Source organism: Bifidobacterium margollesii, assembly GCF_002860355.1.
In the GTDB taxonomy this organism is placed as follows: Bacteria; Actinomycetota; Actinomycetes; order Actinomycetales; family Bifidobacteriaceae; genus Galliscardovia; species Galliscardovia margollesii.
Genome location: NZ_NMWU01000018.1, coordinates 1 through 11,288 on the forward strand (window position 1 = coordinate 1; position 11,288 = coordinate 11,288).

General features: G+C 60.2%; 12 protein-coding genes and 2 tRNA genes. 7 read left to right on the forward strand and 7 right to left on the reverse strand.

Annotation, left to right across the window (positions count from 1 at the left end; genetic code table 11):
- The coding region (locus Uis1B_RS05305) for a helix-turn-helix domain-containing protein (RefSeq protein ID WP_133124847.1) at positions 1 to 445 on the reverse strand (445 nt) is incomplete at its 3' end.
- A 122-nt stretch (positions 446 to 567) separates the two neighbouring features.
- On the opposite strand from Uis1B_RS05305, the gene Uis1B_RS05310 reads away from it, so the two are divergent.
- From Uis1B_RS05310 to Uis1B_RS05320, 3 genes are all read left to right on the forward strand, one after another.
- The gene (locus Uis1B_RS05310) at positions 568 to 1,440 is read left to right on the forward strand and encodes a thymidylate synthase (RefSeq protein ID WP_101616308.1); all 873 of its coding nucleotides are present in this window, start codon (positions 568 to 570) and stop codon (positions 1,438 to 1,440) included.
- 127 nt (positions 1,441 to 1,567) lie between these two features.
- Positions 1,568 to 2,239 (forward strand): dihydrofolate reductase, encoded by a 672-nt coding sequence (locus tag Uis1B_RS05315; RefSeq protein ID WP_101616310.1) that lies wholly within the window; start codon positions 1,568 to 1,570, stop codon positions 2,237 to 2,239.
- Between the two features lie 49 nt (positions 2,240 to 2,288).
- Entirely contained in the window at positions 2,289 to 2,828 is a 540-nt protein-coding gene (locus Uis1B_RS05320) for a low molecular weight protein-tyrosine-phosphatase (RefSeq protein WP_101616311.1), read from the forward strand.
- Positions 2,829 to 2,869: 41 nt separating this feature from the next.
- On the opposite strand, the gene Uis1B_RS05325 is transcribed toward Uis1B_RS05320, so the two are convergent.
- Together Uis1B_RS05325 and Uis1B_RS05330 are read right to left on the reverse strand one after the other, a co-directional pair.
- A tRNA-Phe gene (locus Uis1B_RS05325) sits at positions 2,870 to 2,945 on the reverse strand.
- A 48-nt stretch (positions 2,946 to 2,993) separates the two neighbouring features.
- A tRNA-Asp gene (locus tag Uis1B_RS05330) sits at positions 2,994 to 3,067 on the reverse strand.
- Positions 3,068 to 3,480: 413 nt separating this feature from the next.
- Between Uis1B_RS05330 and Uis1B_RS05335 the strand changes: the two genes are divergently transcribed.
- The 3 genes from Uis1B_RS05335 (at position 3,481) to Uis1B_RS12335 (ending at position 6,256) form a co-directional block, all read left to right on the forward strand.
- Complete coding sequence (locus Uis1B_RS05335) at positions 3,481 to 4,725, forward strand: tyrosine-type recombinase/integrase (RefSeq protein ID WP_055427638.1); 1,245 nt, start codon at positions 3,481 to 3,483, stop codon at positions 4,723 to 4,725.
- 92 nt (positions 4,726 to 4,817) lie between these two features.
- Entirely contained in the window at positions 4,818 to 5,522 is a 705-nt protein-coding gene (locus tag Uis1B_RS12330; protein ID WP_223849697.1) for a helix-turn-helix domain-containing protein, read from the forward strand.
- On the forward strand, positions 5,519 to 6,256 hold the full coding sequence (locus Uis1B_RS12335; RefSeq protein ID WP_240540849.1) for a hypothetical protein: 738 nt from the start codon (positions 5,519 to 5,521) through the stop codon (positions 6,254 to 6,256). The genes Uis1B_RS12330 and Uis1B_RS12335 overlap by 4 nt, the downstream gene beginning before the upstream one ends.
- Positions 6,257 to 6,296: 40 nt before the next feature.
- Here the strand turns inward: Uis1B_RS12335 and Uis1B_RS05350 are convergent, their stop codons facing one another.
- From Uis1B_RS05350 to Uis1B_RS05365, 4 genes are all read right to left on the reverse strand, one after another.
- The gene (locus Uis1B_RS05350; protein WP_101616313.1) at positions 6,297 to 6,971 is read right to left on the reverse strand and encodes an ABC transporter ATP-binding protein; all 675 of its coding nucleotides are present in this window, start codon (positions 6,969 to 6,971) and stop codon (positions 6,297 to 6,299) included.
- A gap of 14 nt (positions 6,972 to 6,985) precedes the next feature.
- A complete protein-coding gene (locus tag Uis1B_RS05355; protein ID WP_043164763.1) occupies positions 6,986 to 8,056 on the reverse strand; it encodes a hypothetical protein in 1,071 nt (356 codons plus the stop codon).
- On the reverse strand, positions 8,053 to 8,940 hold the full coding sequence (locus Uis1B_RS05360; protein WP_101616315.1) for an ABC transporter permease family protein: 888 nt from the start codon (positions 8,938 to 8,940) through the stop codon (positions 8,053 to 8,055). The genes Uis1B_RS05355 and Uis1B_RS05360 overlap by 4 nt, the downstream gene beginning before the upstream one ends.
- 189 nt (positions 8,941 to 9,129) lie before the next feature.
- The gene (locus Uis1B_RS05365) at positions 9,130 to 9,507 is read right to left on the reverse strand and encodes a hypothetical protein (protein WP_044089000.1); all 378 of its coding nucleotides are present in this window, start codon (positions 9,505 to 9,507) and stop codon (positions 9,130 to 9,132) included.
- 389 nt (positions 9,508 to 9,896) lie between these two features.
- Between Uis1B_RS05365 and Uis1B_RS05370 the strand changes: the two genes are divergently transcribed.
- Positions 9,897 to 11,174, forward strand: coding sequence for a tyrosine-type recombinase/integrase (locus Uis1B_RS05370; protein ID WP_043164767.1), 1,278 nt, complete (start codon positions 9,897 to 9,899; stop codon positions 11,172 to 11,174).
- The last annotated feature ends 114 nt before the right edge of the window (positions 11,175 to 11,288 follow it).

The window sequence follows — 11,288 nt, forward strand, 5'->3', positions numbered from 1 at the left end:
CGTAGATCCACTGGTAGAGGCACTCGTGGCTTATCCGCATGCGCGGGTCGTCGGGCCATTCGATTTTGAGCCGTCCCTCGATCAGCTCCGGCGTCCATCCCTTGCGCAGCGCGTCCATCACCCAGGAGAGCAGCGGGTCGTACGCCATGCGCAGGGGCTTGCGCGACCTGCGGGCGCGGGTCTCGGCCTTGCGCTGCGCGGTCAGGGCCGAGTAGAACGGGCGCGCGGTCCATGCGCCCGTCTTCAGGCGTTTCGGCCTGTACGGACGGTAGGAGTCGTTCTCGTTGGACGCGAACCACAGGCCGCGCCTCAGCTCGCGGCTGACCGTGGACTTGTCCCGGCCGATCCTCAGGGCGATCTGGCGCACGCCGAGCCCCTCTCGGTTCCTCAGTTCGTCGATCCGGACTCGTTCCTCGGCCGACAGGTGGGAATACACTTTCGTCATGGGCGCAGCACTTTCTCTTCGGTTGTGGACTTGAACACTTCCAACCTTAGACAGGTGTTGCGCTTCTATTTAGAACCCGGGGATACCGATACAATCCCAGCAGTGCCGATACACTGGTGGCTATGGCATTGACAGCACAGCAACTCGAACATATCCGCAGCATCATCCCCGCTCGACCCGAAACGGACATCCCCACGCCCTACGAGGACCTGATCCGCAAAATCCTCGCCGAAGGCACGCTGAAATCGGATCGCACCGGTACGGGTACGGTTTCCCTGTTCGGCCAGCAGATGCGATTCGATCTGAAGGACTCCTTCCCGCTGGTCACCACGAAAACCGTGTATTTCAAAGGCGTGGCCTACGAACTGCTGTGGTTCCTCAAAGGATCGAGCAACATCCGCTGGCTGCAGGAGCACAATGTGCATATCTGGGATGAATGGGCCGACGAGAACGGCGATCTCGGTCCCATATACGGTGTGCAGTGGCGAAGCTGGCCCGCGCCGACCCCGGAGGATCCGAACCGCACCATCGACCAGATCGCCAACGTGCTCGACCTGATCCGCAATCATCCCGACTCCCGTCGCATGATCGTCTCCGCGTGGAATCCGGCCGAAGTGGAGCACATGGCCCTGCCGCCGTGCCACGCGCTGTTCCAGTTCTATGTGGCGGACGGCCGTCTCAGCTGCCAGCTGTACCAGCGCAGCTGCGACATGTTCCTCGGCGTGCCGTTCAACATCGCCTCGTATTCGCTGCTCACGCTGATGCTGGCCCAGCAGGCAGGTCTGGAGCCCGGGGAATTCGTATGGACCGGCGGCGACTGCCATGTGTACGACAATCACATCGAGCAGGTGCTGGAACAGCTTTCCCGCGAACCGTATCCGTATCCGAAACTTGAGATCCGCAAGGCCGATTCGCTGTTCGACTACCGATACGAGGATTTCTCCCTGATCGATTATCGCCATCATCCGGCGATCAAGGCTCCCGTGGCCGTGTGATTCAGGCTCGAGCGGTGCCGGTCGGCCGCGTATCACTGCGGTCGGCCGTGTCTTACCGCTTCTGCGGCAGGCGGTCCTCTACCGTGGTTACGATAAGGAACACTGTCAGCGTAAGGAGTTTTGCATCATGGAGCATGATAGTAGTCGCAGTGGCTATCACGAACCCAAGCCCGGTATTGCCGGGCGCTACGAAGAGGAATGGGAGAACGAGGATCTTCACGACGATGATCTACGGCCCATTGTGGTGAATCTCATCTGGGCGCAGGCCCGGTCGAAGGATGGTCGCGAAGGGGCGATCGGCTTCGAGGGAACGATGCCGTGGCATCTTTCCGAGGATCTGAAGCATTTCAAGAGTCTGACGATTTCTCATCCGGTGGTGATGGGAAGGAAGACCTGGGAATCGTTGGGGGAGCGGTATCGTCCGCTTCCCAATCGCGACAACATCGTCATCTCCCGTGACGGAAAATACCATGCGGCGGGTGCCACCGTGGTGGATTCGCTGGACGATGCGCTTGATCTCGCCCGTCAGGAGTCGATTCCCGACGACGGCATCGAACGCAACGAGATCTGGGTGATCGGCGGGGCGCAGATCTTCGAACAGGCGTTGCCGTTCGCGTCCCGGGCGTTCGTCACCGAGATCGACGCGGATTTCGACGCCGATGCGTTCGCCCCCGATCTTGCGGCTTTGGTGCATGCCGGGGAGTGGAAGGTCGCCACCGAAACCGGTTGGATGAAGCCGGAGAAGGCCGAGGGGATCAACGGGTACCGATTCGTGAAGTACGAGCGGGCTCGGCGTTGAACGAATAGTGCCGATCGAATGTCGATCGGATGATAGTGAAAGGTAAGGTATGACCGACGATCACCAGTACGGACATCAGCATGAAGGCCATCTCTACACGGTGATGACCGTATGCACCGGCAATATCTGCCGATCCCCGATGGGGGAGATCATTCTGCGGCATCTGGTCGAGGAGCGGGGGCTCGGTGATCGGGTGCGCGTGCTGTCCAGCGGCGTGAGCGATGAGGAGCATGGCAATCCGATCGACCGCCGGGCGGTCAAGGTGCTGCGTGAGCGCGGATACGAGCTTCCTGCGCATCATTTCGCCCACCGGATCACCCGAGGGGAGATTGAGGAGACCGATCTGTTCCTGCCGATGACGGCTTCGCATATGCGTGCGTTGCTGCGTCAGTTGCCGACCGGCAAGCGGGCGGAAGTGCATATGTATCGCAGTTTCGATCCGAACCTGCCCAAGCCGAAGCCCGGTCGTGAGGATGTCATCGATCTGGTGGATCCGTGGTACGGCGGTCCTCATGAGTTTGAGGTGGCCATTGATCAGATCGAAGAGGTGGCCCCGTACATCGTGGATTGGATCGAAACCCAGCTCTGATCCGATGCGGAAACGAAAAAGCCCGCGAAATGCGGGCTTGATGGTGGCTCCGAACGGCATCGATCCGTTGACCTCACGATTTTCAGTCGTACGCTCTACCAACTGAGCTACAGAGCCAGTGAATAACCGAAAACCCGGAATGAACCGGGTCTGCGTTTATTCCAGCGACTCCGACCGGACTTGAACCGGCGACCTCCGCCGTGACAGGGCGGCGCTCTAACCAACTGAGCTACGGAGCCACAAGTAGTGAACTACTCAGAAACCGATCTCACGATCGCTTTCGTACCCCCGGAGAGGGGGATACGGCCCAGCGTCGTACAGGTCCACATCCACCACTCCGGGGGCAAATAAATTCACTTTCATTTCTTACAAAACCAATCATAGCAACGGTTCCCGCTTTCTTCCAATAGACACGCAAGCAGTGTTGCTCCTTAGCGTCATCTTCATGCGGCTGATGGTCGAAACGACCTGTGACGAGTGATCGAATCATCCTAAACCTCAATGATTGCAAGGCCTAAGGTGTCGTAGGTGCATTTTTAGGTGCAATGGCTCGCCGAGAGCCCATTCGGCCACTTGGTGGCATTTTTGGTGGCATTTTTCCGAGGCTGTTATGCGTGCCATCGATCCTGGATTCAGCACAAGGAGCATCATCATGTCCGCAAGGACGAAGAAGGACAGTATGGGGCCGTCGCCGGAGCGGCGGAGCAGATTCGGCACCGTGACGCCGCGCTACGACGCCGCGGGCAATCTCATCGCCTGGCAGGTGCGCTACCCGGACCCGAAGCGCCCGGGCAAGAAGGTCCAGCGTCAGTTCAAGCCGGACATGGAGCATGAGGCGCATCAGTGGCTCGAAAAGGAGCGGCATCTGGTGGAACTGGACCGCAAGAACATCCAGGAATGGGTCCATCCGTCCGAACGCCGTCGCAGGAAGCGCGCGAGCCTTATCTCGTTCGAGGATTACGTGACCCGGTGGGCGGAGGGATACCGGCTGCCGAACGGCGAGAGGATAGCCGGCGGCACGCGCCGGAACCTGTATCTCGACATCGCGCACTTCATGCCGGGCTTCAAGGGCAAGCTCCTGACCGAGATCACGCCGAAGGACATCAAACGCTGGTACGACGCACCGCACCCCGAGGGGCAATGGGCGTTCCGTCGCTCATGCATGCGCCTGAAGGCGGCGTTCGCCAGCGCCACGAAGATGAGCATGGACGGCTCCCCGCCGCTGATCCGCGACAACCCGTTCATCCTGCCCATACCGCCAGCGCCACGATCCGCCAGGGAGGACGTTCCGCCGGTCACGCCGCTGGAACTCAAGCTGATCGCGGAGAACATGCCCGACTACACGAGACTGGCGGTGATACTCGCCACGCTCGTCGGAGGTCTCCGTTGCGGCGAGCTGTGCGGCCTGCAGGTCAAGGACATCGATCTGAAGGCCAAACGCCTGACCGTGCGCCATTCCGTCAACAGGGGCTATGCGGATCGCGGTTCGACACGCATCGCCAGGACCAAGACCGACTCCAGCCGGCGCACCGTGCCCATCCCCGACGGTCTCGTTCCCCTGATTCACGACCATCTGCTCAGGCACTGCGAATGGACGGACCCGGAAGCCATGGTCTTCCGCCCCAGACGAGCCTCGGTGATGAGTCAGACCACCCTGGAGGCCCAGTTCCGCAAAGCCAGGGAGAAAGCCGGCCGACCCGACCTGACCTTCCAGTCCCTGAGGGCGAGTCACGCGACCCTGCTCATGCTCAAGGGCGGCACCTTGAGGGAGGTCATGGACGAACTCGGCCACGTCAGCGAGAAGGTCGCCATCAAGCACTACCAGCGCATCGTCGCCCGACACCGCAACCAGATCGTCAACCAACTCGCCGAAGACTTCATCAAAGCAGCGCAATGACCACATATGGACGAATACGGATTGAGATGTCCTGCCGTCCGATGTATACAGAACTATTCCCAATATGGAATAGTTCTGTATACAATAGAGGTATGGCTATCAGAACGAATCGGACGCTGCTCACACGGCGGGAAGCCGCCCGCCGACTCGGAGTGAGCGAACGACGGGTCAGCGCGCTTCGCGCTGCCGGCCGGCTTGAATCGTTTCCCGTGGGAGGCGGCTCGCTGGTCACGGAGGATTCCGTACGCCGCCAAGCACAGTGGCAGGGGGCGGACGGGCGCCCGTATTCACCGGACATGGCGTTCGGGGCACTATACATGCTTAGCGGGCTCGACGCGCCATGGCTGGGCCGGCAGCAACGGTACCGGCTCAAAGGCTACCTGAGGCAGATGGATGCCGAGAATCTGACTCGTCTCACCCGACGGCGCGCAATGATGGTCGAATACTGGTGCAGAGATTCCAACCTCGCCAAGGTCGAAGCCCTCATTCGTCCCTCCGCCGCCACCGGAGCATTGGCCGCCTCGTTCCAATTGACCGCCACGAACGTGGTGGAAGGCTACGTCACCGCCGATGCTCTAGATGACGTCATTCGGCAATGCCGGCTGAAGCAGGGGACGACGCCGGTTCGGGTGCGGCTCCATGTCACCGACGGTCTTCCCGCCGGTGAGGGCCCTATGCCTCTCGGCGTATGTGCGGCCGACCTGGCCGAATCCAACGACCCGAGGGAACGCCGCGCCGGTCTGGAAACCCTCCAACGGCTGATCGATGAATATCATCGCAAGGAGCATCAGGCATGATTCCGACAATCCACATTCCCAGCACGGGCCATCCGTGGAGCACCGTGTACGCGGTCGCCGCGGCGAACATCTCGGAGTCATGGCTGCTGACGGGCGGGCTCATGGTCCAGTTGCACGCCATCATGGGCGGATTGACCGCACGCCCTACCACCGACGCCGACCTGCTCGCCGATCTCATGACGGACCGACGCGGCATCGCCAGACTGCGCAGTATCCTCGCCGCCCGCGGGTTCGAGACGCAGCCGGGCACGCTGACCGGATACACGACCCGCATGAGCGCGCCGAACGGCGATATCGTGGACCTGCTGGTCGCCGACCACCTGCCCAAGTTCCTCGGCAACGACGCGACCATCGCCGGCACGCCGGTACTGTCCATGCCGGGCGGCGCTCAGGCCGTGGAACGCAGCATGCAGGTCCGGCTCGTCGACGACCAGAGCGGAACTGAAGTCACAATCCGTATCCCGGACCTGCTCGGCGCACTGATACTCAAAAGCGCGGCATACAGCGCCGATCACGCCGGCTACGGCGACCGTCACCTCTATGATGCAGCCATGCTCGTATCCCTCATCCCGGACCCTGACGCTGAACTCATGCGCCTGCACAGTGGTACCGACCGCAAACGCATCAAACTCCTGCGCGACCAGCTCACCGAGGATTCCCCCTACTGGGACAACCTCGACGAACCACACCGTCAGGACGGACTGGATGCCATCGAAACACTCGCCACATGGTAAATCATCTCCTGTAGATTCGGCCGACGCCTTGTGACAACCTTCAGAGGAACGCGCCGTCCCGCATGGTGAGGGTGGTTTCGCATTGGGCCGCGACGCGTGGGTCGTGCGTGGCGAGGATGAGCGTGGCGCCTTGCCTGCATTGCGCGAGGAGCATGGTCATGATGACGTCGGCGGTGTGCGTGTCGAGTGCGGCCGTGGGTTCGTCGGCGATGATGATGGCCGGGTGCATCACGGTCGCCCGGGCGATGGCGATGCGTTGTCTTTCGCCGCCGGACAGTTGTCTGGGCATGCGTCGTGCCTTGCTGGCGAGTCCGACTTGTTCCAGTGCGGCCGTGGCGCGTTGCCGGCGTTCGGCGCGTCCGATCCGGGGGTTCGCGTATTCCATGGGGATGGCGACGTTGGCCCATGCCGGTTCGTCTTCGAGGATCGCGTAGTCCTGCGGGATGAAGCCGAACATGCGGTTGCGCCATGCGGAACGGTCCGTGTCGTTTTCCGGTGCCGGGCGCCCCTGCAGGAGCAGGGAGCCGGAGGTGGGTTTCATGGACAGTCCGATCATGCGCAGCAGGGTGGATTTGCCGCATCCGGACGGTCCCATGATGGCGATCGACTCCCCGGCCGAGGCGTGCAGGGATACGTCGTGCACGGCGAGGAGCTGCGCCTGCCCGTCCGTGTATCGTTTGGTCAGGTTTCTGGCGTCTATGGTCGTCTGTGGCATGGTCGGTGCTTCTTTCATTGGATGTGTGTGGTTGCGCGTCGCGCGGCGGTCGTCCAGATCGGGATCGCCATGACGAGGATGACGGCGATCATCGTCCGGGATGCGGTGGCCACCGGTTCCCCTATCAGCTGGAAGCATGCCAGTACCACGGTGGCGGGCAGCAGCATGCTGAGGATGAGTCCGGCGACGCGGATCGCCTCGTCCACGGCGGTGGCGCCGTAGAGCCGGCGGACGAGCATCGACGGCCGTTCCCGTGCGAGGGTCACGGACAGTGTTTGGATGATCACGATGACGGTGAGCGTGAGGAAGGCGGACAGTCCGAGCAGGTACATCAGTGCGCGTACGATGAGGTCCTTGTCCCGTTGGGGTTGTTCCGTGTTCAATCGGTGTGGCACGAGTATCAGGCCGGCGTCGCGGCTTCCCGTGATGAACTCGTCGAGCCGGGTCCGGGACGGGTTGAACATGACCGTTTTGGTCACCGCCTCTTCGAGTTCGATGTCGTTGAGCCGGTTCAACGAACTCGGGTCGAGCCGGATGACGAGATACCGGTCCAGGTTGATGCCGGCGGTGTTCGGGTCGAATATGGCCGCCGAGGCCGGTAGCGTGCCGGTTACCTTGACGTCGGTGCCGGCGATATGCACGCTGTCGGGCGCCTGCGCCCGGTCCACCCGGTAGCCGATGGACGCGCAGGGCGCGTGGGAGCACAAGCCCAATCGGGGGAACACGTCGTCGACGTTGCCCATCAGGATGATGGTCGGTATGCCGTTGGCGAACCCGGGATCGTCGATCTCGATGTTGTTGATGATCGCGGAGTACGCCCTGCCCTGTTCCAGCATGTCCTGCAGGCCATCCGCCACCTTGGGGTCCGTCTTGCTCGGGGACTGCAGGAGGTATTGCGGGGAGAACGTGACCGCGTCGGCGGCCCGCAGGCGGGCCTCGCCGCCGATCACGCTGGACTCGGTCAGCACGTCGCTGAGCGTCATCGTGAACACGCTGCCTGCGAAGACTACGAGCAGCGTGATGCCGAGGATCGATCCCCATCGCCTCAATCCCATACGGACGCCGGTCATCAGTTCATGGATCATCGTTCCACCTCGTCATTCGATCGTATGCCGAACCATTCGGCCAGACCCGTCACCAGCACCGTCAGGGCCGTCCCGCCGATGAAGGCCGCGGCGAACGCGACAGCCGGGCCGATGCCGGTCCTGCCCGACACCACGGTGATGAGCACGGCACTCAACATGGTTCCCGCCAGCACGCCCGTCACAATCGAGGCAACGGCCCCGCGCACCCGGCCCGCCCACACCTGCCTGCCAGTGGCACCGAACAATCGCCTGACATGCAGGTCGGCCTTCCTCGCCGTCTCCATCGTCGTCACGCACACGCAGGCGCAGACCAACGCCAGTACGAGGAACAACAAGGTGACGCCCACGAAGGAATCCCCGGCAAGGGACGACCACAACGACTGCGCCTGAGGCCGGGTCACGTCCATGCCACAGCGCGCGAACAGATCCGAAATCTCCCGGAGCCGCTGCGGGTCGCTCGTGTTCACGTACACGCTGCCGGGAAACAAGGGAACCGCCCCCAACGGGAGCACATACTGCAGATTGCCGCCCACGTTCACCCCCGGAACCCTGGCGACGCCGCCGACGGAAAACCCCTGGGGCAGCAGCGGGGCATCCCCATGCTCGCGCCATTGGCCGGCCGAGAACGACGACTCGATCACACAAGCCATGCGACTGTCCATGTCCCGGCATCCGCGCGGAAGCGCATCGGCCCATCCGATGGAGGACCCCGACGACTGGAACACGATCGCCGGCCAACCGTCCCCCACGGAACCCTCCAACAGGGAAATACCGTGACCGGAAAGATACCTGGCCAGATCACGCGTCGCCTCAAGATTCTTCCCGTCGTCGTGCTCGGCATCCGCCGAAGCGGTCAGCACCAGTTGCGTCCGCGCATCGGACATGCCCCACTGCGAGCCACGCCAATCAAGAACGCTCCAGTACACAGCCCACGCAAGAAACGAAGACAACACACCCAACAGCAACGATATTGCGCAAATGGATGTAGAAAAAATCTTTAGATGATGGGTAATTTTTAGCATTCCGTATCTTTCCAATCACGGTATTTCTAGATGGGTGCAATAAGAAATGCGTCAGAAGTATTCAACGCCCCAGTAATAGTGCGTGACGTACTTATCGCCCCACAATACGGAATCCCAGACGGAGTCCGTCCTGCTTCGAACCTGAGTGTCTCCTGAATAGGAAGCAGCTGATGTATACAGGCGTCCGGTATCCAGACTGGGGCCGGCCTGTCGGGTGAAGCGCTGATATCCGCGACGCGCGTGACGCCCGCCATCATTATAGGAGGCCTGAATCTGTACATAGCCATTCACCTTGATGCCGCCAATGCTGCTTTCCCATGTGCGACCATAATTCGGACCGCCGGCAAAAGCGGTAGAGGGCAATGCGATGCCAGTTATACCCAGAATTGTCGCAAGGACAATTGCCGTAAATTTCTTTCGCACAATCATGATTACTCCTTTGTTTTTGTTGGGAAATTTGGAATGTGTAAAGGCATACGTAAAAACTAGATGGTAATTACTTTCCTTTCTGCTAGGTGTCGAAGCCCTATGACTTCATCTTGCAAGATTCAGTCTTCTGCCCAAGCGAGAGAGAAGCAATCAGAAAAGGAGTTATTGACATCTAGAGATGACTTGCAATACGTCAATCGCGGGAAGGGAGAGATACAACTAGCTGCTTCTATAACCCGCTTAAGGCCGATTATGTTTGTTTTTGTCATCTCTGGATGACAAAAACAAACAACGGTTCTTTCAGCATATCTGCCTACACTGGTTTTTGGTTTCAATCTCCCCACAAGGCGCACGCAGGGTGCGCCTTTTCGCGATCGAGGGAGATCAATATGCCGAAAATCAGGCATTCCCATGGAAACCATCCGCAGAAGCCTCCGCGAAGCAAGTGGGGAACCGTGCTGGCCCGTTATGACGGAACCGGCATGCTAATCGCATGGCAGGTTCGATATCCGAATCCATTAGAACCTGGCAAACGCGTCCAACGCCAGTTCAAGCCGGATCAGGAGCTCGAAGCCCGTAGGTGGTTGGAAGCCGAAAAGTATCTTGTCAGTCTCCATCGTAACGGCATCGCCGAATGGGTTCATCCAACGGAACGAAGCCGACGAAAAGCCGTCGCGGAAAAGAGCCGGACACAACGCAATATGCTGTTCCGCGACTATGTGATGCGATGGGCCGAGGAATACCGGCTGCCCGACGGCAATGGTATCGCCGGTGGCACGCGTCGCAATCTTTATCTGGACATTGGCCATTTTTTGCCAAGTCTTGGGGACCTGCCGCTTAACGAGATCACTCCGTCCATTATCAAGGCTTGGTATGATGCGCCTCACCCGGAAGGACGGTGGGCGTTCCGACGCTCATGCATGCGACTGAAGGCGGTACTGGAGTCAGCCACCCGTGGCGGATTGGACGGTTCGGAGCCATTGCTGTCCTTCAATCCCTTCATATTCCATATTCCGCCAGCGCCACAGCCCGCCCGCATCAATGTACCGCCGGTGACTCCTTCCGAACTGATCCTGCTGGCTGACGCCATGCCCGATTACACCAGACTGTCCGTATTCCTCTCGACTTTAGTGGGTGGTCTGCGATGTGGTGAACTATGTGGGCTTCAGGTGCAAGACATCGATCTGAACAGGCAGATACTTCATGTCCGGCACTCCGTGAATCGCGGTGACGCTGACAGAGGGGATCTCCAATTCGGTAAGACGAAAACGGAATCCAGCATCAGGAACGTACACATCCCGGATACCCTGATTCCTCTTATTCGACAGCACCTTTCTGATTACTGCGATCTGACACGACCGGATTCGCCGGTGTTCGTGCCCAAACGTGCAAGAATCATGTCCCAGACAACGCTGGACGGCCAGTTCGCCAAGGCCCGGCTGAAAGCAGGACGCCCTGATCTGACATTCCAGGCATTACGAGCCAGCCATGCAACATTACTCATGATTCAGGGTGGAACGTTGCGGGAAGTCATGAATCAATTGGGACACGTCAGTGAGAAGGTGGCTATCCGGTACTACCAGCTCACCGTCGCCTCACATCAGAGTCAAGTGGTTGACGAGCTTGCCGAATCATTTATGAGCGACATTCAGCGGCGTGAGTCCTAGACCAAAGTGATGCACCATCGCGATACGTGACTCACCTTCATATAGGAAATGCCGTGAGGGATCTGAATCTGGTCCCTCACGGCATTTCGGTCTCTGACTGGTCGAAGTCTCACA

What these genes read in the sequence shown, in the direction of transcription:
- Uis1B_RS05310 (WP_101616308.1), top strand. Translation starts at nt 568, where the DNA reads ATGGCATTGACAGCACAGCAACTCGAACATATCCGCAGCATCATCCCC.
- Uis1B_RS05315 (WP_101616310.1), top strand. Translation starts at nt 1,568, where the DNA reads ATGGAGCATGATAGTAGTCGCAGTGGCTATCACGAACCCAAGCCCGGT.
- Uis1B_RS05320 (WP_101616311.1), top strand. Translation starts at nt 2,289, where the DNA reads ATGACCGACGATCACCAGTACGGACATCAGCATGAAGGCCATCTCTAC.
- Uis1B_RS05335 (WP_055427638.1), top strand. Translation starts at nt 3,481, where the DNA reads ATGTCCGCAAGGACGAAGAAGGACAGTATGGGGCCGTCGCCGGAGCGG.
- Uis1B_RS12330 (WP_223849697.1), top strand. Translation starts at nt 4,818, where the DNA reads ATGGCTATCAGAACGAATCGGACGCTGCTCACACGGCGGGAAGCCGCC.
- Uis1B_RS12335 (WP_240540849.1), top strand. Translation starts at nt 5,519, where the DNA reads ATGATTCCGACAATCCACATTCCCAGCACGGGCCATCCGTGGAGCACC.
- Uis1B_RS05350 (WP_101616313.1), bottom strand. Translation starts at nt 6,971, where the DNA reads ATGCCACAGACGACCATAGACGCCAGAAACCTGACCAAACGATACACG.
- Uis1B_RS05355 (WP_043164763.1), bottom strand. Translation starts at nt 8,056, where the DNA reads ATGATCCATGAACTGATGACCGGCGTCCGTATGGGATTGAGGCGATGG.
- Uis1B_RS05360 (WP_101616315.1), bottom strand. Translation starts at nt 8,940, where the DNA reads ATGTCCGATGCGCGGACGCAACTGGTGCTGACCGCTTCGGCGGATGCC.
- Uis1B_RS05365 (WP_044089000.1), bottom strand. Translation starts at nt 9,507, where the DNA reads ATGATTGTGCGAAAGAAATTTACGGCAATTGTCCTTGCGACAATTCTG.
- Uis1B_RS05370 (WP_043164767.1), top strand. Translation starts at nt 9,897, where the DNA reads ATGCCGAAAATCAGGCATTCCCATGGAAACCATCCGCAGAAGCCTCCG.